Source organism: Moraxella sp. CTOTU47579, assembly GCF_032004885.1.
Taxonomy (GTDB): Bacteria; Pseudomonadota; Gammaproteobacteria; order Pseudomonadales; family Moraxellaceae; genus Faucicola; species Faucicola tetraodonis.
In genome coordinates this window covers 81,847-101,866 of the sequence record NZ_DALZOJ010000005.1, presented here as the reverse complement: position 1 = coordinate 101,866, position 20,020 = coordinate 81,847, and the positions used below count along the sequence as shown (strand labels likewise).

Genomic DNA, 20,020 nt, shown 5'->3' with positions numbered 1-20,020 from the left:
TATCCTTTTTAGTTAATCCTTATTCATTCGTTATCATTTCTATTTATCACTGCAACTTTAAGAAAATTGATGGAAAAAACCGAGAAACAACCAATCAGCCTGCAGCCATTTTTACCCAAAACACCGTACCAGCTTTATACCTTGCCCAGTTTGTTTATCTCACATGGGGCGCCGACGATTGCGATCGAAAACAACCGTACTACCCAAGCGCTGAACAAATTTGGGCAAAATCTACCAAAACCACGCTTGATTATCATCATCTCTGCGCATTGGCAAAGCCAGCATCTAGAAATCAATGGCAATGCGGCGCCCGCTACTTGGCATGATTTTAGCGGCTTTCAAAAGAAACTGTATACAATCGATTATCCTGTCAAAGGCGATAGCCTGATTGCTGAGCAGCTGGCACAGCAGTTGCAGGCTTTGGGTGTTAGCACGTCGGTCAATCGACTGCGTCCCTTTGATCATGGGGTATGGTCGCCGCTAGTGCATTTGTATCCGCAGGCAGATGTGCCGATTGTGCAGCTTTCGCTGCCGCAGCATTTTGATAGTTATGCGTGTTTTCAGCTGGGGGCTTTATTAGCGCCGCTACGGGCAGAGCAAGTATTAATCATCGGCTCTGGCAGTGTCACCCATAATTTGGCGCAGGTACAGTTTGATAGTGGTGAGGTGGATGCTGAGGCACGTGAATTTAAATATTGGTTGATTCATCAACTCAAACAACATATGCCAACGGCTTTAGATTGGCGGTCACATCCATTTGCTCATCACAATCACCCCACCCCTGAGCATTTATTGCCGTTATTTTTTGCGGCAGGCGCAGGCTCAAAGATGAGTATCGTGCATGAAAGTTTTGCCCATTTTAGTTTGGGTATGGATGTGTATCGGTTTGACTAACCCTTAGTCCACATCCGCCACATCAAGATTTTTGTCGATTTGAAATACCAAAAATGCGCCGATAGTCATGAGCATAAACATGGTAATACCTAGCTTGGCGACGGGATTAAAGGGCAGGATATTTAATACTAATCCGCCAAAAATACCGACGACAAAGTTAAGAGAGCCTTGCAAGGCACTCGCCATGCCAGCGCGGTGTTTTTGAAATGCCAAAGCAATGGCACCTGAATTGGGCTGAGTGAGTCCTAACCCTGCAATACAACAAAAAATACTGGCGAGCACCAACGGCAGCCAAGCTTGCGTGCCAAAGACTAAGCCTAGCAGCATCAAACACGCTGCCGCGATTACTTGCATCACCGCCCCAAAGCGCAGCAAGCTGACTAGACGATAACGGTTCACCAACCATTGGTTGACCTGTGTCAACCCAATAAAACCTGCCGCATTCATGCCAAAAATCCAGCTAAAATGCTGCGGCGTCACCCCATATCCTTCCATAATTAGCTCAGGTGCCGCGCTGATATACACAAACATCGAACCCATCAGCAGCCCTGCGCCAATCGCAGGATAATTAAACTGGGTATCTTTGAGCAAATCCCAGTATTGACTGAGCACGTCATTCATCGGACGGTTGTTGCGAAACTCATCGGTCAAGGTTTCATGCAAAAACAGCCGGGTCAGCACGATATTTAAAATACCAAACCCCGCCAAAAACCAAAAAATCACCCGCCAACTGGCGACTTTTAACAACAACGACCCTAGGCTTGGTGCCAAAATCGGCGCAATCCCCATCACTAGGACCATCAGCGAAAAAGCCTTTGCCATTTGCTTAGGATGCAAGCGGTCACGAATCATCGCCCGCGACACCACCGTTCCCACACACGCACCCAACGCCTGTAGCGTTCGTGAGACAAACAACACGTATTCATTGGTGGTGGTTGCACACATCACCGAGGCAATCACATACAATACCATGCCCACATACAAGGGCTTGATGCGCCCAATCCGATCCGAAATCGGACCATAAAACAACTGCCCGACCACCAATCCCACAAAATAGGCAGGTACCGAATTAGACATAAAAGCCGTTGCTACGCCAAAATCTTTTGCCATACTGGGCAAGGCCGGCAAATACATATCAATCGACAGCGGACCGATAGCAATAATCAACCCCAAAATCATAATCCAAACTGTCGGATAGTCTAAGTCGTGCGATAGTTGAGGGTGCGGTGTTTGCGGTAGGTTCATAGTGATCAGTTTAAATAAAAAAGCGCGTCTAAATAAAAAAGCAGGTAAAAATCATAAGTCGGCTATTATAAACAAATTTTCCTAAAATATTTTTCGTTATCGTTTAGTTTATGTGAGCAATCAACCATGTAGATTGGCTAAAACACAGCATAAAAAAGGCAGCCTTTGCCACCTTTTTTAGCCTATACCTTGACAGCTTACTGCAAAAAAGTACCCAGACGTTGACCCATTGTCACCGGCACTGAATTATAAAGACCTGCGCCCCAAGCCATGCCCGCTGATTTTGGTAACACCACAATCGCCGTTGAGCCCAAATAAAACCGCCCAAGTTCATCGCCTTTTTTCAATGTCATCTGATGGGTTTGACGCTGCACGCGATCGCTACGTTTGATTTTGCCTGTGGCCACTGTTTCAATCCCTGCTACAATCATCGCCCCGACTAGCACAACGCAGGCTTTACCAAATTCGGTATCAAACACACACACGCAGCGCTCATTACGCGCAAACAAATCGGTAATGTTTTCAGCGGTCTCGTTATTGACCGAGAATAGCTGTCCTGGCACATAGATGGTTTCTACCAAGGTACCGTCAAACGGCATATGCACGCGGTGATAATTGGTCGGTGCCAAATACACGGTGACAAAACTCCCCTCTTGCATGGCTTTGCCAAGTTCATAATCGGCGAGCAATTGCCCGACTTCATACGATTTGCCTTTGGCTTGCAGGATTTGGTCTTTATCGATTTGCCCCAATTGCGATATCATGCCATCTGCAGGACAGATCAGCGCATCTGAGTCATCATCAATCTTGCGCGCGCCGTCTTTGAGCTCACGAGTAAAAAAATCATTAAAACTGTCATACTGAGAAAAGCTACCGCGCGCATATTCCTCTAGCTTGATGCCATACACCGAAGCAAAGGTACGAATAAAGGTTTTTTTCACCATCGGATGACGGCTTTGGGCAAGACGACCTGCGATTTCACTGATTTTTTGTTGTGGGACAAGCGATTGTAACGTCGTAAACAAGGTCATAAGTTACTCGAGATTGGCATTTTAAAGTTGGCTTATTATAATCAAAATCCCCCTTAGAATCACGGTATATTAAACACTGGGCTACGAGCTAAGCGACAAGCTAGCTTTTAAGTTAAGCCGCTTACGCTCAAACTGACGGATAGGAAAAATCATGAAAGCAGTATTACAACGGGTGAAATTTGCCAAAGTAGCAGTTAACCAAGCGCCTCACCCACAACAAATCGTCGGCGAGATTGCACACGGCGTACTTGTTTACCTTGGCCTTGGGCATGATGATACGCTTGCGATGGGGCAAAAAATGATTGATAAAATCCTCACCTATCGCGTATTTGAAAATGAGCTAGGCAAAATGGATAAAAATGTGCAAGAGGTTAATGGCGGCTTACTGTTGGTGTCGCAGTTTACCCTCCTTGCCAATACCCAATCGGGTAGACGTCCTGATTTTAAGCCCGCGATGGCGCCCGACACTGCCAAAGCTTTGTTTGCCCAGATAGTATCGTATGCCAAGACGCAATATGCAGCCGTGCAAACAGGCGAATTTGGTGCAGACATGCAAGTCAGCAGTTGCAACGATGGTCCGATAAATTTTATTTTTGAACTGTGATGCGACCTATGTTAAGTACCAAAAATTGAGTCAAACGCCGAATTTTTTACAACACCACAAATAAAAGCCATAAAAGCTTATCATTGTCATTTTTTTGTCATATTCTGAAGTTGTAATATGGGCATTGTAATATTGTTGTCATAAAATTATTTTGACAAACAGTTGCCTATTTTTATCGCTTGAGAAATTTATGAAAAATGAAACTATTTTGGTAGTGGAAGATGAGCCTGCCATTCGAGAAATGATCGTGACCACACTAGAGATGGCAGGATTTGATTGTTTGCAAGCCTCAGAAGTCTCTCAAGCCCATCATTTGGTGGTAGATCATCGTCCCAACCTCATCTTATTAGATTGGATGCTACCCAATGGGCTATCAGGCATTGATTTATGCCGCCGCCTGAAAAAAGATGAAATGCTCTCTGAAATTCCTATCATCATGCTCACCGCCAAAGGCGAAGAAGACAACAAAGTTCAAGGACTTGACGCTGGGGCAGATGACTATATCACCAAGCCGTTTTCCACCCGTGAATTGGTTTCCCGTATCAAAGCGGTATTGCGCCGTAGTAGCGCATTGTCAGGCGAAAAACCCATTGATGTGGGCGGCTTGTCGCTAGACCCTGCCAGTCAGCGCGTGAGTGCCAATAACAAAGCGGTAGATATCGGACCGACAGAGTATCGGCTACTGGCTTTCTTTATGAGTCATCCCGAGCGGGCTTATACCCGTACCCAGCTACTCGATCAAGTTTGGGGTGGCAATGTGTATGTCGAAGATCGTACCATTGACGTGCATATCCGCCGCCTGCGTAAAGTGCTTGAGCCATTTGGGTTTGCGGACTATATCCAAACTGTACGTGGCACAGGCTATCGCTTTTCTAATAAAATCGACTAACAATAGTCTGATTAATCGCATTGAAATTTTTGCCAACTTATCCCAACTTCGCTATAGTAAGCTTTCTCAATGGACGCTAGAAAAATTAATATGTGGTCGAGCATTTTACCCGTGGTGACAGTTGGGGTTGCGGGGCTGTTGATTGGCGGGCTATTAGGGTTTTGGGGTTGGGGACTGGCGATAGGGCTTTGCCTGTATCAGCTATATTTTTTATGGTCGATACAACGCTTTAAAGCATGGTACAACAAAAACCCCGATGAGCCGCCGCCTGCATTTGAGTCCAACCTTAGTGTCGTTGCCAGCAATATCTACCAAGTCAATCGCCAAGAGAAATTGGCGCATCAGCAAACCGTTTCGCTGGTGCAAAAAGTGCGTGACTCGCTGAGCGCATTGCAAGACTCGATTATTCTGATTGATAAAAACGACTGTATCGAATGGTGGAACAACTCTGCCGAGCGGCTTTTTCAATTTAAAGCGCCCGACCAAGGTCGCAATGTGTTGACCATTATTCGCAACCCGCTTTTTCATCAATATTATCACCACATTGAAGACTATCCAGATGGTGTGCGTATCCATAACCCGTCTAATATCGAGCGCTATGTGCAGTGCAAGATTACCAAATTTGGGCAAGAAAAATTACTGCTGATTTATGATGTCACCCGTTTTCAGCATTTAGAACAGATGCGAAAAGACTTTGTGGCCAATGTTTCGCATGAACTTCGCACACCGCTTACCGTCATCATGGGGTATGTGGAGACTTTGAGTGAACAGCCTGATTTAGATCCGCGTATTGCTCGCGCGTTTACTCAGATGATGCAGCAAAGTCAGCGCATGAATAACATCATCAATGACTTACTGTTATTATCTCGACTAGAGAACGATGAAAAACCTACTGAGCCCAAAGACATTGATATTCCCAAAATGCTGATGCAATTGTTTGACGATGCGCAAATGTACAACAAGTCATACGACCATATGATTCATTTGCATATCGACAGCACGTTACATATTTTGGGTTATGAAGATTATCTGCGAAGTGCGCTCAGTAACCTGATTACCAATGCCATGAAATACACCCCCAAAGGTGGGGAGATTAGTATTAGCTGGCATGAGTGTGACGCGGGGGTATGTTTTAGCGTGACCGACAATGGCATTGGTATCGAGCAGCGCCATATTCAGCGCTTAACCGAGCGTTTTTATCGCGTGGACACGGGTCGAAGCCGTGACACAGGGGGTACTGGTTTGGGGCTAGCAATTGTTAAGCATGTCTTGTATCAGCATCATGCCACCTTGGATATCACCTCCACAGTTGGCAAAGGCTCGACCTTTACTGTGACCTTTCCAAAATCTGCTAGTATCCCAACCCAATCCCTTAATCCTGCAAGCCCACAAAGTTAAAATTTACTGGTGGCTGACGCCCTTGCATGATATCAGCCATCGCTTTTGCTGAGCCGTTCGAGTGCGTCCAGCCCAAAGTGCCATGTCCGGTGTTGAGATACAAATTATCAATACGTCCTTGGCGATTGACCGCGCGACCGATAATCGGCACATTTGACGGTGTCATCGGTCGCAGCCCTGTCCAATAATTCGGCTCGGTCAAATCTACCGCATCTCCAAACACCTCTCTCACCCGCCGCGTAATCGCTTGGCAACGAATGGGATTTAGCTCAAGGTTAAAACTGTTAAATTCAGCCGTTCCTGCTACTCGCAAGCGATCGCCTAAGCGCGAGTATACCAGTTTAAACTCATCATCAATCAAGCTTACATAAGGTGTCTCATCGGGTCGCAACACAGCATAAGTGGCTGAATAGCCTTTGGCAGGATAGATGGGTAGATTGATACCCAATGCTTTGACTAAGGCAGGACTATAGCTCCCTAACGCCAGTACATACGCATCGGCGGACAGTATCTGTGACTGCGCTGGCAAAGCGGTATTGTCTCTACTATCAACGGAGATTACTTCCACACCATCAATGTGTTGGTTATGATAAATAAGTCGTTTGATAGCAGTATTAAATAAAAATGTTACCCCTTGCTGTTGACAAAGTGCTGCCAAGCGATGAGTGAATTTTTGGGCATCCCCTGATTCATCAAGTGCCGTATAAGTCGCTCCAACCAATTCTTTGCCAATACCAGTTAACGCAGGCTCTAATTCTATCGCTTTATCCACACTAATCACTTGCCGATCACAACCCAATTGCTGCATCCGTTTAGTGGGTGCTATCGCTGCCTGAAACTCAGCATGATCGGTATAAAAATGCATAATACCGCGTGTCAGACAGTCATAATCAATGTGTGTTTGCGCCCTAACCTCCCCCAGTATCTGCCGAGAGTATAATCCTAAATTGACCATCTGCACCAAATTAGCATCGGCACTTTTCGCATTGCATTGCTGCAAAAACTGCCAACCCCATCGCCACAGTGCCATATCAGGGGCTGTATCTTGCGCTGTACTGCCGGGCAAACCCAACAACCGACGCCAGCGAAACAACAATGGCGCATCTTCTCGCAATAACCATTTTAGCGCTTTATAGGGTGTATCAGGATTTGCCCAAGGCGTGGCATGTGACACAGATATTTGCCCACCATTGGCAAACGATGTTGACAATGCCGCGCTACTTTCGCGCTCGATTACCGTTACCTCAAACCCTGCTTGTCGAAGCTGCCAAGCAGTGGTGACACCCACCACCCCTGCACCAAGCACGATTACCTGCTTTGTCATAACTTGCCTTACTGTCGTTAGCTGATGAATATGTATAGATAAAAAAGGTAGATTGACTAGCAATCAATAAAAAGCCCCCAGTTATCATGGAGGCTTTTTTTCATTTATAAATAACATGGGCTGAAATTTTAATCTATCAGCTTTTTTACAAACCGTTATTTGCTTAATTTACTGCTGATTTCACGCAGCAATAGTACTTCTTCTGAAGGTTCTGGTGCAGCCGCTTCTTGTGCTTCGCTTTGACGGCGTAGGCGGTTCATAGCTTTCACCAACATAAAAATGATAAATGCCAAAATAATAAAGTTGATTAAGATGGTGACAAAATTACCATATGCAAATACAGGCACACCCGCTTTTTTCAGCGCATCATACGTCATAGCGGTGCCTGCAGGTACATCACCTAACACCACAAACATATTGGTAAAGTCGATTCTGCCGCCCATAATCGCAGAGATAATCGGCATAATAATATCTTCTACCAACGACGTGGTGATTTTACCAAATGCGCCGCCGATGATGACACCCACTGCCAAATCCATCACATTGCCTTTGAGGGCAAACTCTTTAAATTCTGACATCATACTCATATAACTTCTCCTACTTTCAAAATAATTGCTACAATCGTTGACTAAAAAACCCTTATCATCATAAGGAATTGTGTAAAATTTTAAATATTTGCTTTGCCAGTGTGTAGATTAAATTAAAAAAGCTTGTAACAGGTACAAGCTTTTTGTAAATAAATGTTAGGCTTTTTCAAAATTTTATAGCTTAGACCCGCTATTATTTACGACCGTTACGTTTACGCTCATTTTCAGTCAAGTATTTTTTGCGTAGACGAATTGATTTTGGTGTCACCTCAACCAGCTCATCATCTTCAATAAATTCAAGCGCTTGTTCAAGGGTAAAAATGATTGGCGGCGTTAAAATAATCGCATCATCGGTACCACTGGCACGCACGTTCGTCAACTGTTTTGCTTTGGTTGGATTGACTACCATGTCATCGCTACGTGAGTTTTGACCAACAATCATACCTTCATAGACTTCAGTTTGCGGTGATACAAACATACGACCACGTTCTTGAAGGTTAAATAGCGCATAGCCCAATACAGTACCATTCACCATAGAAATCAACACACCATTTTGGCGTTTTGCCACATCGCCTGTTTTGACAGGACCATAATGTGAGAAACTTGAGGTCATGATACCGGTACCTGAGGTAATGGTTAAGAACTCAGAGCGAAAACCAATCAAACCACGTGACGGTACTACCGCTTCAATACGGATACGACCTTTGCCGTCAACTTCCATATTGGTCAATTCGCCTTTACGGTAGCCCATTTGCTCCATTACCGCGCCTTGGTGCTGTTCTTCAACATCAAAAATCACATTTTCAAAGGGCTCTTGTTTCTCACCCTCGATTTCACGAACAATTACTTCTGGACGTGACACACCCAGCTCAAAACCTTCACGGCGCATATTCTCAATCAATACAGATAAGTGAAGTTCCCCACGACCTGAGACTTTAAATTTATCAGGACTGTCGGTATCTTCTACGCGAAGTGCCACGTTATGAATTAACTCACGTTCTAGGCGCTCACGAATATTGCGTGACGTCACGAATTTACCTTCTTTACCCGCGAATGGTGAGTTGTTCACTTGGAAAGTCATCGATACGGTTGGCTCATCGACACTTAGCGGTGGTAAGGCTTCTACGTTTTGTGGATCACAGATAGTATCAGAAATATTTAACGCATCGATACCCGTGATACAGACGATATCACCGGCCTGCGCCATAGGTACTTCGATACGGTCAAGACCATGGTAACCCATAATTTGTAGGATACGGCCGTTACGTTTATTACCTTCTTTATCCACAATTGTTACAGGCGTATTGGTTTTAACTGACCCACGCTGAATACGACCGATACCAATCAAACCTTTGAAGTTATCATAATCAAGGCTTGAAATCTGCATACGGAATGGACCGTCCGTATCCACCTGTGGTGGCTCAACGACATTAACGATGGTTTCAAACAATGGCTGCATATCTTCTGCAAGCTCGTCAGGCGATAACCCTGCAATACCATTCATGGCAGAGGTATAAACGATGGGAAAATCTAGCTGCTCATCTGTCGCACCCAAATTATCAAACAAATCAAACACCTGATCCATGACCCAGTCTGGACGGGCGCTTGGTTTATCAATTTTATTAATCACCACGATTGGCTTTAAGCCACGGGCAAATGCTTTTGAGGTCACAAAACGGGTTTGTGGCATAGGACCATCAACGGCATCAACTAATAACAACACACAGTCAACCATCGACATCACACGTTCAACTTCACCACCGAAGTCAGCGTGACCGGGGGTGTCGACGATGTTAATACGGTATTCAACGCCGTCTTTAGGATTGGTCCATTTGATCGCCGTATTTTTGGCTAAAATGGTAATACCACGCTCTTGCTCTAATGCGTTAGAGTCCATGACGCGTTCAACTTCTGCGGCACGCTCACCAAAAGTACCTGATTGTTGTAACAGTTTATCGACTAGAGTAGTTTTACCATGGTCAACGTGGGCAATAATCGCAATATTGCGAAGATTTTTGATTGAATCTGACATAAAAAAATAGCTCTTGAAAATTCGGCTAGGAAGGAAAATTAAAACACGCGGTAGTATAACATCTTATCGTTAAAAATAGATTAAATTTATCTAAGTTGAGTTTATAGCTGATAATAAAAATAAAAAAAGCTACCAACGAGGGTAGCTTTTTTTATTTAATAACTAATTATTGTACGTTCATGTCTTTAGTTTGAACAGTTGTGCCAGAGTTGTTACCAGTGATGATAGCATATACACGACGGTTCATTGCACGGCCTTCAGCAGTGTTGTTGTCTGCGATTGGGCGGTCATAACCGTAACCCACTGTGCTAATACGTTGTGGTGCAACACCAAATTGGTTAACTAACATTGATTTAACCGCATTTGCACGTGCTTCAGACAAACGTTGGTTGTAACGCGCAGATGGACCAGTTTTTGAAGCGTGACCTTCAATTGAAGCTGTTGAATTTGGATATTCATTCATTTTTTCAGCAACTTTTTGGATTTCTGGTTTGTACTGATCTTTGATGACAGTTTTGTCATTGTCAAAGAATACACGTAATTCCATACGTAATGAATCATCAAATGGGATTTCACGTGGGCAACCGTCAGCATCTACAACAACATTTAATGGAGTGCCTGGGCATTTGTCAACGCTATTTGGTACGCCATCTTGGTCATCATCACCATCAGTCAAAACGATTGGCTCAACGGGAGTAGGTTCAACCAATGGTGCTGCTGGTGCCAAGTGACCACCTAGAACCACGTTAAGACCTGCTAACGCTAGACCTTCCCACCAATCGTTATCGAAGTTATAGATCGCACGACCTTCACCACGTAAGCTTAATGCGTCATTGATTCGGTAGTAAGCACCAAGACCTAAGTTACCGATAGTGTCTTTAGAAGTTGCTTTGCTGCCATCATCAAATGCCATTGAGGTTTTTGATTGACCTGCACCGATTAACACATATGGCTTGAATGGGCTGTTAGTATAGCCACTAAAGGTTTCAGTACCGATAGTAAAGTTACCTGAGTATGATTTTTGTTCAAACTTATGTCCGTTAACTTTATCGCCATTGGCATACAATGCGTCAGAATCAGTTTCACCGTACTCTAATTCAAGTGCGATAGTAGGTGTCAATTCGATACCAATACCTGCACCAGTGTACAAGTCGTTACGTTGATGAGTACCTGCGAATTGCTCACCTTGTTTATCTTCAGTTTTGCTGATACCGTCTACATAATGATAACCTAGTAGTAAAGGTGTAACAGTAACGCCTGCGTTAGCGGCTACTGGCATAACAGCTGCAGCAACAACTGCTAGAGCGATTTTATTTAGCTTCATAGAATTCCTCCAAAGGATTGGCTCATTTTAAATTAAAATAACCTGACAGTTAATTCACAAAATAACACATCAAAACACATGCAATTTATGAACTTGTTAAATATAGCTTAACGCCTAAAAATTGTGTTTACAACTCTTTTTTTTACATTGCTACACAATATTACACGAACATCACAATATGTTATATTTTTATTTTTTAGTAGCTAAGCTAATCACTTTCGCCCGATACTAAAAATTCAACAACCATCATGATTCGACATTACACATCAGAACTATACACTTATCTTGAGAAGGATTTTAATACAGTCTATTTAAATTTACCATATCTTAAATTCATACTGTCACTAAATGATACATTCTAGTGACATTCATTTACTTAATGTGTGAGTGATACATTTGCCATACCACTAAAACAGTTTCGTCTAGATAATGGCTTAACATTAATAACATCGTATAGATGATTTAACATGTAAACCCATCAATCGGTTTTGAAGACTTCAGCAGGTCAGACAGTACCAGTCTTTTGGTCGCTTTTATTAGCGTTATAACCAGCTAATCCTATCTTTTATATCAATATTCGTTTGTTAATTTATCAAAACTCTCTATAATAATGAACTAAAATCGTTTATTGTGTTATTCCATCATGATCTAGCCGGTAGCTCTAATAGCATGAATGATTCGAAATCCAATGTGTTCTCAACAAAAAGACAGGGGTTTACTTTGATTGAAACAGTTGTCGTTGTGGCTGTTTTATCTATCATCGTAGCGATGGCTTCGATTACTATTACCAACAGCTTAAAGCAAATGGAAGCAAAAAGCACCGCTTCAAGTTTAATGAATTTTTTAAGCAGGGCAAAACAAGAGGCGTTGATTTATCAAAATCCAGTTGTCGCCTGTGTCGCTAGCGATAGCTTGGCTTGCGTGACAACTGGCGGTCATCAGCTGATTAGCTTTATCGATAAAAATAACAATAACAGCTATGAGGCAGCGGTAGACAAACTCAATCATCAGCTTACGTTAGACTTGTCTTGGGGTGTGCTTACGGCAAATATCTCGCTGAATAACAACTATATTATTTTTAAGCCAGAAAACGCTAGACCCATTGGTTATATGGGTAATATTCAATACTGCCCTTTAGATGGTAAGGTCGATAATCGATTAAAGGTAAGTTTTAGCAAAACAGGCATTATTAAATATAAGCCCTACTCAGTTGAACAATTTAACTGCCCCTAACAGTTAGGCTTTTGCGGTAAATGCTTTTCTCATTGCGCTCACTGCTTGGCTAAGCCCCATAAACACACTGTCTGCAATAATGGCATGACCAATGTTTAGTTCATGGATGCCACCCATATTGGCAATGGGTGCAACATTGTCACGGGTAAGACCGTGCCCCGCATTGACCAGTAAACTTGCTTTTGCTTCGTGGGCATGAGTCACGGCTGTTGTGATACGGCTGATTTCATGGCTAATTTTAACTTGGTCATGTTGCAAACAATAGTCAGCATAGGCGCCCGTGTGTAGTTCAATGGCATCTGCCCCGAGCGCAATGCTTTTATCAATTTGCGCCAACTCTGGATCAATGAATAGTGACACTTGAGTGCCGACCTGATGTAACTGTTGAATCGCACTGGCTATTTTGTGCTGATTGCCAATCACATCAAGCCCGCCTTCGGTGGTCAGTTCTTGGCGTTTTTCAGGGACGAAGCACACCCAAGCTGGCTTAACATCACAGGCTATCGCAACCATCTCGTCAGTGACCGCCATTTCAAGGTTCATACGAGTGGTTATGACTTTGGCAAGTCGATAAACATCATCATCTTGAATGTGACGACGATCTTCACGCAAATGCAGCGTGATACCATCCGCCCCTGCCTGCTCACAAATTAATGCCCCTGCCACAGGATCGGGATACGCCACGCCGCGCGCTTGACGCAGGGTAGCAATGTGGTCGATATTGACACCGAGTAAGGGTTGATTGCTGGTCATGACGTTCCCTATTTTGTCTATTATTGATACTGAGTAAGCTTATTGATATTGGGTAAGCTGCTGCCAAAGTTCTCGGCTTTGCAGGGTTTGATAATTGAGTAAATTATCTATCAAATGGCGGTGCATGGCACTGATGCTATTGACCAATTGTTTGGCTAAATCAAAATCTTGTTGCATCATTTGGTTAAAGCTAGCTTCATCTTGCAAACATTGATACCAAGTTAGCAGCTGCTCACCTGTTAATGATATGTCGGGTTTATCCAAGGGTAAAACTGGCATAAATCCTTGCTGTAGTTGGTATTGATAACGCTGCGATGAGACTATTAAATCCCCTAACGCATCTTTAGCAAAATCGAACCCATAGCCTAATTGTTCAAACAATACATTTTCAAAGCGTCTTAAATACCACTTTAGACGGGTCATATCATATGGCGATTGCGCTGGCTCAACAAACAGCGTTGCCATGTTTGCAACACACTGCTGATATGCTTGCCATATCTCAGCAAACGGCTCTTCAACAGGCAATAGTTTTTGCAAAATCTCGTTAAGATACATGCCTGCATACAGGCTTTGTCCTGTGAGGGTAATGTGATTTTGCAAAATTTGGCTTTGACTAAAGGTTTTTAGGCTGTTTTTACCATTGCCAAAAAATTGTATGGGGACAAATAGCGGTAAGTTTTTTTTACCGATACCATGTACTACCCCCCATTCTTCACTAAACAGGTAAATTAAACTACGGCTTTCACCATACGGCTTCTGGTGCAGAATATAACCTGTTAGCAGTTGATTGCGCATAGTAGCTTATTTGCCTTATTGCTTAGTAGCCCAAGCTCGTTAGCGCACGCTCATCATCTGACCAGCCTTTTTTGACTTTGACCCACAGCGTTAGCATCACTTTTTTATCAAACATTTTTTCCATGTCTTGGCGCGCTTCGATGCCGATTTGTTTGATTTTTTCGCCTTTATCACCGATGACAATCACCTTTTGACCTTGACGCTCGACAAAAATTGTGGCATCGATAAAGGTCACAGCTTTACGCCATTTGCCTGTTTTTGGGTCTTGATGCGCGGGCTCATCCTTGAAGGTGTCGATTTGTACGGTTAAATCGTAAGGAATCTCATCGCCCGATGCGCGCATCACTTTTTCACGAATGATTTCACTGGCTAAAAAACGTTCCGAACGGTCAGTAACTTGTTCTGCATCATAGATTGGCGCTGCAATCGGTAAATGCTTACCGATGACTCGTACTAGCTCATCTAAGTTATGCGCACGTAATGCAGATACGGGCACGATATCGCTAAATACTTGGGTATCATGCAGTTTTTGTAGTAGCGCAAACAGCTGAGCTTCGTCCTTAATGGTGTCGCTTTTATTAACCACTGCAATCACAGGGACACCCAAATTTTGCACTTTGGCAAACACCAGCTCATCATCTTCCACCCATTTTAGGCTATCAATCACAAACAATACCGCATCAACGTCTGCCAAAGCCGAAGTTGCTGCCTTATTCATACGCTCATTGATAGCGCGCACTTCGCGGCTATGGATACCTGGGGTGTCAACAAAAATTGCTTGTAGTTGCTCGTTGGTCAAAATTCCCATAATGCGATGGCGGGTGGTTTGGGGTTTTCGCGAGGTAATCGACAATTTTTGACCCAACACATGATTCATTAACGTTGATTTACCCACGTTTGGACGTCCGACAATGGCTACATAACCCGTGCGAAAATCCACTGCGCGCACGGGCGCTGCTTCACTTTGCCCACTGAAGAATTGACTGATAACATCCTGGTTGTTGTCCGCTGATGGATTGTCGACAGCTGGGTCAGTGGTGGTTTGTTGGGTAGCGTCTGCTTGGTTAGACATAAAGTGGGATCTCAACATTGGTTTAAAGGGTACAAATTATTGTAGAAGAGTTTTGAGCAAATTTCAGTAAGCATTTCAGCAAATTTGGGTGTTGACCGTATGGCAGGTCGGCAAATTAGCGCAGCGGCGGTAACAAATCACTGATTTTAGTCAGCATGGCTTCAGCGCAGCGCTGCTCGGCAATACGGCGACTTTCCCCTTGTGCTGTGACTAAAGCTTGGGTCGGTGCTATGGGTTTGGCGGTTTTATTGTCAAAAATAATTTCGACTTGGCAGCTGACCACAAAAATTTGATTGGGGGCATTGCCAATGGTTTCGGTCACTTCATAGCGGGGCAGCGCAAGTTGGTGTGCTTGCAACAGCTCTTGTAAACGGCTTTTGGCATCTTTTAGCACTTTTTGTTCTTTCACTTTTTCGAACAAATCTTCAAACCATGTCAGTACACAAGCTTTAACCGTATCAAAATTTTGACTATCAAGATAAATAGCGCCAATCAAGGCTTCAACGCTATCTGCCAAGATTGAGGCGCGCTGACGACCACCGCCTTTACGCTCGCCCACCCCTAAAATCAAATAATCTGACAAATTAAGCTGCTTTGCAATAATCACCAAGGTTTCTTCGCGCACAAGCGACGCACGTAAGCGACTGAGCCGACCTTCATTATAGTCAGGATAGCGCAAAAATAAGGCTTCTGCGATGATCACACCGAGCAATGCATCTCCCAAGAACTCTAATCGCTCGTAATTGTGTTCGCTATCAAATGAGCGATGCATGAGTGCCATAATGGGTAAATTCACATTATCAAACTGATAACCCATTTGATAAAACAGTGCGGTTAATTGACGCACTTGTGGCGGTAGTTTTTTGAGATTAAAGGTAGGGATAGTGATTGGTAAATTCATCTGCTTCAAATTGTTAGAAAAGTATTCGCCATTTAAATCATCACATGGCTATCACTTACTTAAGATTGGGGCTATAAGCTCAATAACTAATAACTATTGCTTGGCGACTTTGGCATCTTCTGCGCTAATGGTATCTTCAAAGCGATTGACGATATCGATGTTACCAAAAAAGTTGTTTGCTTCATCGTATTTCAATTTCACTGACATCGCACCTGGCGTATTATCCACCACTTCCACGACGTCCTCTGCCTTTTGGCTGACACCGTTGATATGCCATTGGGAATTGACATTACCTAAAAACTCTTTAACACTTTCTTTATTGTCATTGGACTTTTTGAGTTCAAAAGCCAACGATTTTTTGAGTTGGTAGTGACCGACTTGGGCAGGGATAATAGCTAAACCGATTTTGGCACACATGACGATGAGTACAATCATAATCACGATACCCGTAACGCTGGCGCCGCGCTGATGACTTGGTAGGTTCATGCCGTATTCTCCTTTTATCATCGCTCAAGATAGGTTAATGTAAGCTTTAGTTAATTAAATATTCTCAACAACAAAGGCTTTGATATCCAATTTTTTAAAGCAAGCGGTTAGTGTATTGCGCCATTGCGATTAAAAGTGGGTAAACTTAATCCACTGGCTTTGTGCGTCCACACATACACGGCTTTACCCGCTAGGTTCTCATCAGGTACAAACCCCCAAAAACGACCATCAGCACTGCGATCACGGTTATCGCCCATCACAAAATAGTGTCCTTCAGGCACTGTTAGTTGCCATTGTTGACCTTGGCTCGCCATCAATTGAGGTGAGGCTTGCTGCAAAAAGCTGGCATATTGATACCAATTCTTGTCACCCAAATAGCGCACCAAATGTTGATGATTGCTACTGGGTGATTCTTGCACGTATTTGGCAGACAATTCTTCTTGATTGCCCAGTTGTGCTGCTTGCTCAGCTGTCACAAGCTCACCGGTCTCGGTTTTACCTGGCGGATATAGCTGCGCTGTCATCTTAGGGTCGGGAGTAAAGTTTGCTGGCGTGGTCGCAATCGCTTTGCCATTGACGCTTAACTGCCCGTTGTTAAAGCTCACCGTATCCCCACCCACGCCAATCACCCGCTTGATATAATAAATTTTTGGGTTTTCAGGATAGCGAAATACCACCACATCACCATGCTGTGGCGCGCCCAAATCAAGCACCTTGGTATTCACCAGTGGCAAGCGTATACCATACGCGTATTTGTTGACCGCAATAAAGTCACCCGTATAAAGGGTGGGCACCATCGACGATGAGGGGATATTAAACGGCTCAATCAAAAACGAGCGCACTACGAGCACAATCGCTAAAATCGGGAAAAAATCATACGCCCATCGCACCGGCGCAGTCGATTTCTCCAATCCTTTGCTTTGCTTTTGCTTTAGTACCAATTTATCCAGTAGCCAAATAGCGCCCAAAATCAAGGTCGCAGGGACAAGAATCAAATTAAAATCAAAATCCATACTTGCCTCTACGACTGATTATCCACTTTTAATACCGCCAAAAACGCTTCTTGTGGAATCTCAACACGTCCCACTTGCTTCATGCGTTTTTTACCTTCTTTTTGCTTTGACAGTAGTTTTTTCTTACGTGACACGTCACCACCATAACATTTGGCAAGTACGTCTTTACGCATGGCTTTGACGGTACTACGGGCAATGATTTGGCTACCAATCGCCGCTTGAATTGCCACATCAAACATTTGGCGTGGAATTAATTCTTTCATTTTTTCAACCAGCTGATTACCGCGATAGCGCGCTTGCTCAGCATGACAAATCATCGCCAATGCATCAACTTTTTCGCCATTAATGAGTACATCTACCCGTACCAGTTTATCTGTTTCAAAGCGCTCAAAACCGTAATCAAGTGACGCAAAGCCACGTGACACTGATTTTAGACGGTCAAAAAAGTCCATGACCACTTCGCCCATCGGAATATCAAAGGTCAACTGCACTTGCTGTCCCATAAACTTCATATCAACTTGGATACCACGACGCTCGATACATAATGTCATCACGTTACCCAAATAATCGGGTGGCACCAGAATATGACAGCGCGCAATCGGCTCACGAAACTCATCAATCAGACCTGGGTCAGGCATTTTTGATGGGTTATCGATTTGGATAATCTCACCATTGCGTTTTTTGATTTCGTAAATAACGGTCGGGGCGGTAGTAATCAAATCTAAATCGTATTCACGCTCAAGACGCTCTTGGATGATTTCCATATGGAGCATCCCCAAGAAACCACAGCGAAAACCAAACCCAAGTGCATCAGAGGTATCAGGCTCAAAAAACAACGCAGCGTCATTGACTTGCAGTTTTTGTAGCGCTTCACGAAACGCCTCAAAGTCACTCGAATCAACAGGGAACATACCGGCATAGACTTGCGGCTTGACCTTTTTAAACCCTGGTATGCTATCTACATCTGGGGTTTTGGCAAGGGTAATAGTATCGCCCACAGGCGCGCCGCCAATGTCTTTGATACCGGCAATCACAAAGCCTACTTCACCGGCTTCTAAGATATTGGTCTCAAACGATTTTGGGGTAAATACCCCAATCGATGTCACAATATGCGTACCTTTGGTGGATTTGATATGGATTTTATCGTCTTTTTTGAGCGTCCCTTGACGCACACGTACCAGTGACACAACCCCAAGATAATTGTCAAACCATGAGTCAATAATTAACGCTTGCAAAGGGGCATCACGGTCGCCTTCAGGCGCGGGAATACGCTCAACAATCGCTTGTAGCAAATCATCCACGCCCACCCCTGTCTTGGCAGACACGCGCGGTGCATCCATCGCTTCAATCCCGATAATGTCTTCGATTTCTTGAATCACGCGCTCGGGATCCACTTGCGGTAAGTCAATTTTGTTGAGTACCGGTAATACTTCAAGCCCCTGCTCAATCGCGGTATAACAGTTGGCAACCGACTGCGCTTCTACGCCTTGCGCGGCATCAACCACCAGCAAAGCGCCTTCACAAGCCGCTAGTGAGCGCGACACTTCATACGAAAAATCGACGTGCCCTGGGGTATCAATAAAGTTAAATTGGTATTTGTCACCGTTTGGGTGGTTATAATACAGCGTGACAGATTGAGCTTTAATGGTAATACCGCGCTCGCGCTCAATATCCATCGAGTCAAGTACTTGCGCCTGCATTTCACGTGCTTGTAGACCACCACACATTTGGATAATGCGGTCGGCAAGCGTGGATTTACCGTGGTCAATATGGGCAATAATAGAAAAATTACGAATATGAGATAAGGCGGTCACAATTACCTACTAACAAAAAAGTATATGATTAAATTTGTAGAAAAATAGCCTTATTGTAACGTATTTTTCTACAATCACCTACTGAATTTATTGTGACAGCTTTTGGGAGGTCATAAAAAAAGATAAGCTTTGGGTGTCAATTTCTGTTGCAAACCCAAAGCCCCAAACAAAGCCCAAACCCTTCCCAAGCTAGGCTTTTTTGACGACGCTGGATTTGAGTTTCATGGCGCCAAAACCGTCAATTTTACAATCAATATCATGATCATCCGGGGCATCATGGAGCAGGCGAATGGATTTGACTTTGGTACCAACTTTAATGGGCGTGCTTGCGCCTTTGACTTTTAAGTCTTTAATAACCGTCACACTATCCCCATCTTGTAACACATTGCCGACGGCATCTTTAATAACTTGTTCGCTGGCTGCTTCGGTTTCGCCCGCTTGCCATGCCTGCTGTTCTGCTTCAAAGCCACACATCGGGCAAATCAGTAAATCACCATCTTGGTACGTATAATTTTCTTTACACTTGGGGCATGGGGGACAGGCAGGTAAACTCATAGCACGCGCTCAATTATCTTAGAAAAAATTTAACAGTCGTTAAATGATGTATTGTACGCGATAAGTCACC

19 protein-coding genes are annotated in these 20,020 nt (G+C 43.8%); 5 read left to right on the top strand and 14 right to left on the bottom strand.

The window, feature by feature from the left end:
- Positions 1-69: 69 nt before the first annotated feature.
- Positions 70-894: a DODA-type extradiol aromatic ring-opening family dioxygenase gene (locus tag RTP55_RS05210; protein WP_219299572.1), complete on the top strand. Its 825-nt coding sequence runs from the start codon at positions 70-72 to the stop codon at positions 892-894.
- 3 nt (positions 895-897) lie between these two features.
- Here the strand turns inward: RTP55_RS05210 and RTP55_RS05205 are convergent, their stop codons facing one another.
- On the bottom strand, positions 898-2,139 hold the full coding sequence (locus RTP55_RS05205) for a multidrug effflux MFS transporter (protein WP_312384726.1): 1,242 nt from the start codon (positions 2,137-2,139) through the stop codon (positions 898-900).
- 197 nt (positions 2,140-2,336) lie between these two features.
- A complete protein-coding gene (gene asd / locus RTP55_RS05200) occupies positions 2,337-3,170 on the bottom strand; it encodes an archaetidylserine decarboxylase (protein WP_100274153.1) in 834 nt (277 codons plus the stop codon).
- A 151-nt stretch (positions 3,171-3,321) separates the two neighbouring features.
- On the opposite strand from asd, the gene dtd reads away from it, so the two are divergent.
- From dtd to phoR, 3 genes are all read left to right on the top strand, one after another.
- Complete coding sequence (gene dtd, locus RTP55_RS05195; RefSeq protein ID WP_312384722.1) at positions 3,322-3,774, top strand: D-aminoacyl-tRNA deacylase; 453 nt, start codon at positions 3,322-3,324, stop codon at positions 3,772-3,774.
- Between the two features lie 190 nt (positions 3,775-3,964).
- A complete protein-coding gene (gene phoB, locus RTP55_RS05190) occupies positions 3,965-4,663 on the top strand; it encodes a phosphate regulon transcriptional regulator PhoB (protein ID WP_007115106.1) in 699 nt (232 codons plus the stop codon).
- 90 nt (positions 4,664-4,753) lie between these two features.
- Positions 4,754-6,061 (top strand): phosphate regulon sensor histidine kinase PhoR, encoded by a 1,308-nt coding sequence (gene phoR / locus RTP55_RS05185; RefSeq protein WP_312384720.1) that lies wholly within the window; start codon positions 4,754-4,756, stop codon positions 6,059-6,061.
- Here the strand turns inward: phoR and RTP55_RS05180 are convergent.
- From RTP55_RS05180 to RTP55_RS05165, 4 genes are all read right to left on the bottom strand, one after another.
- On the bottom strand, positions 6,036-7,448 hold the full coding sequence (locus RTP55_RS05180; RefSeq protein WP_312384718.1) for a D-amino acid dehydrogenase: 1,413 nt from the start codon (positions 7,446-7,448) through the stop codon (positions 6,036-6,038). The genes phoR and RTP55_RS05180 overlap by 26 nt on opposite strands.
- 92 nt (positions 7,449-7,540) lie before the next feature.
- Complete coding sequence (gene mscL / locus RTP55_RS05175; protein WP_036595296.1) at positions 7,541-7,972, bottom strand: large conductance mechanosensitive channel protein MscL; 432 nt, start codon at positions 7,970-7,972, stop codon at positions 7,541-7,543.
- Between the two features lie 193 nt (positions 7,973-8,165).
- Positions 8,166-10,004, bottom strand: a complete 1,839-nt coding sequence (gene typA / locus RTP55_RS05170) for a translational GTPase TypA (protein ID WP_036595294.1) — start codon at positions 10,002-10,004, stop codon at positions 8,166-8,168.
- A gap of 166 nt (positions 10,005-10,170) precedes the next feature.
- Positions 10,171-11,328, bottom strand: a complete 1,158-nt coding sequence (locus RTP55_RS05165) for an OmpA family protein (protein ID WP_312384717.1) — start codon at positions 11,326-11,328, stop codon at positions 10,171-10,173.
- 669 nt (positions 11,329-11,997) lie between these two features.
- Here RTP55_RS05165 and RTP55_RS05160 point away from each other — a divergent pair.
- The gene (locus tag RTP55_RS05160; protein ID WP_312384714.1) at positions 11,998-12,561 is read left to right on the top strand and encodes a pilus assembly FimT family protein; all 564 of its coding nucleotides are present in this window, start codon (positions 11,998-12,000) and stop codon (positions 12,559-12,561) included.
- A gap of 3 nt (positions 12,562-12,564) precedes the next feature.
- On the opposite strand, the gene pdxJ is transcribed toward RTP55_RS05160, so the two are convergent.
- From pdxJ to RTP55_RS05120, 8 genes are all read right to left on the bottom strand, one after another.
- Positions 12,565-13,314, bottom strand: a complete 750-nt coding sequence (gene pdxJ, locus RTP55_RS05155) for a pyridoxine 5'-phosphate synthase (protein ID WP_312384710.1) — start codon at positions 13,312-13,314, stop codon at positions 12,565-12,567.
- Positions 13,315-13,353: 39 nt separating this feature from the next.
- Complete coding sequence (recO, locus tag RTP55_RS05150) at positions 13,354-14,109, bottom strand: DNA repair protein RecO (protein WP_312384707.1); 756 nt, start codon at positions 14,107-14,109, stop codon at positions 13,354-13,356.
- Between the two features lie 22 nt (positions 14,110-14,131).
- Positions 14,132-15,181, bottom strand: coding sequence for a GTPase Era (gene era, locus RTP55_RS05145; protein ID WP_227715550.1), 1,050 nt, complete (start codon positions 15,179-15,181; stop codon positions 14,132-14,134).
- 115 nt (positions 15,182-15,296) lie between these two features.
- On the bottom strand, positions 15,297-16,082 hold the full coding sequence (rnc, locus tag RTP55_RS05140) for a ribonuclease III (RefSeq protein ID WP_312384701.1): 786 nt from the start codon (positions 16,080-16,082) through the stop codon (positions 15,297-15,299).
- A 93-nt stretch (positions 16,083-16,175) separates the two neighbouring features.
- Positions 16,176-16,568: a DUF4845 domain-containing protein gene (locus RTP55_RS05135; RefSeq protein ID WP_312384700.1), complete on the bottom strand. Its 393-nt coding sequence runs from the start codon at positions 16,566-16,568 to the stop codon at positions 16,176-16,178.
- A 107-nt stretch (positions 16,569-16,675) separates the two neighbouring features.
- Entirely contained in the window at positions 16,676-17,581 is a 906-nt protein-coding gene (gene lepB, locus RTP55_RS05130; RefSeq protein ID WP_312384698.1) for a signal peptidase I, read from the bottom strand.
- An 8-nt stretch (positions 17,582-17,589) separates the two neighbouring features.
- Positions 17,590-19,395: a translation elongation factor 4 gene (lepA, locus tag RTP55_RS05125; protein ID WP_065253830.1), complete on the bottom strand. Its 1,806-nt coding sequence runs from the start codon at positions 19,393-19,395 to the stop codon at positions 17,590-17,592.
- 189 nt (positions 19,396-19,584) lie between these two features.
- The gene (locus tag RTP55_RS05120; protein ID WP_100274163.1) at positions 19,585-19,950 is read right to left on the bottom strand and encodes a zinc ribbon domain-containing protein YjdM; all 366 of its coding nucleotides are present in this window, start codon (positions 19,948-19,950) and stop codon (positions 19,585-19,587) included.
- Between the last annotated feature and the right edge of the window lie 70 nt (positions 19,951-20,020).

What these genes read in the sequence shown, in the direction of transcription:
- mscL (WP_036595296.1), bottom strand. Translation starts at nt 7,972, where the DNA reads ATGAGTATGATGTCAGAATTTAAAGAGTTTGCCCTCAAAGGCAATGTG.
- RTP55_RS05165 (WP_312384717.1), bottom strand. Translation starts at nt 11,328, where the DNA reads ATGAAGCTAAATAAAATCGCTCTAGCAGTTGTTGCTGCAGCTGTTATG.
- dtd (WP_312384722.1), top strand. Translation starts at nt 3,322, where the DNA reads ATGAAAGCAGTATTACAACGGGTGAAATTTGCCAAAGTAGCAGTTAAC.
- rnc (WP_312384701.1), bottom strand. Translation starts at nt 16,082, where the DNA reads ATGAATTTACCAATCACTATCCCTACCTTTAATCTCAAAAAACTACCG.
- typA (WP_036595294.1), bottom strand. Translation starts at nt 10,004, where the DNA reads ATGTCAGATTCAATCAAAAATCTTCGCAATATTGCGATTATTGCCCAC.
- recO (WP_312384707.1), bottom strand. Translation starts at nt 14,109, where the DNA reads ATGCGCAATCAACTGCTAACAGGTTATATTCTGCACCAGAAGCCGTAT.
- RTP55_RS05120 (WP_100274163.1), bottom strand. Translation starts at nt 19,950, where the DNA reads ATGAGTTTACCTGCCTGTCCCCCATGCCCCAAGTGTAAAGAAAATTAT.
- asd (WP_100274153.1), bottom strand. Translation starts at nt 3,170, where the DNA reads ATGACCTTGTTTACGACGTTACAATCGCTTGTCCCACAACAAAAAATC.
- pdxJ (WP_312384710.1), bottom strand. Translation starts at nt 13,314, where the DNA reads ATGACCAGCAATCAACCCTTACTCGGTGTCAATATCGACCACATTGCT.
- RTP55_RS05210 (WP_219299572.1), top strand. Translation starts at nt 70, where the DNA reads ATGGAAAAAACCGAGAAACAACCAATCAGCCTGCAGCCATTTTTACCC.
- era (WP_227715550.1), bottom strand. Translation starts at nt 15,181, where the DNA reads ATGTCTAACCAAGCAGACGCTACCCAACAAACCACCACTGACCCAGCT.
- lepB (WP_312384698.1), bottom strand. Translation starts at nt 17,581, where the DNA reads ATGGATTTTGATTTTAATTTGATTCTTGTCCCTGCGACCTTGATTTTG.
- phoB (WP_007115106.1), top strand. Translation starts at nt 3,965, where the DNA reads ATGAAAAATGAAACTATTTTGGTAGTGGAAGATGAGCCTGCCATTCGA.
- RTP55_RS05160 (WP_312384714.1), top strand. Translation starts at nt 11,998, where the DNA reads ATGAATGATTCGAAATCCAATGTGTTCTCAACAAAAAGACAGGGGTTT.
- phoR (WP_312384720.1), top strand. Translation starts at nt 4,754, where the DNA reads ATGTGGTCGAGCATTTTACCCGTGGTGACAGTTGGGGTTGCGGGGCTG.
- RTP55_RS05135 (WP_312384700.1), bottom strand. Translation starts at nt 16,568, where the DNA reads ATGAACCTACCAAGTCATCAGCGCGGCGCCAGCGTTACGGGTATCGTG.
- RTP55_RS05205 (WP_312384726.1), bottom strand. Translation starts at nt 2,139, where the DNA reads ATGAACCTACCGCAAACACCGCACCCTCAACTATCGCACGACTTAGAC.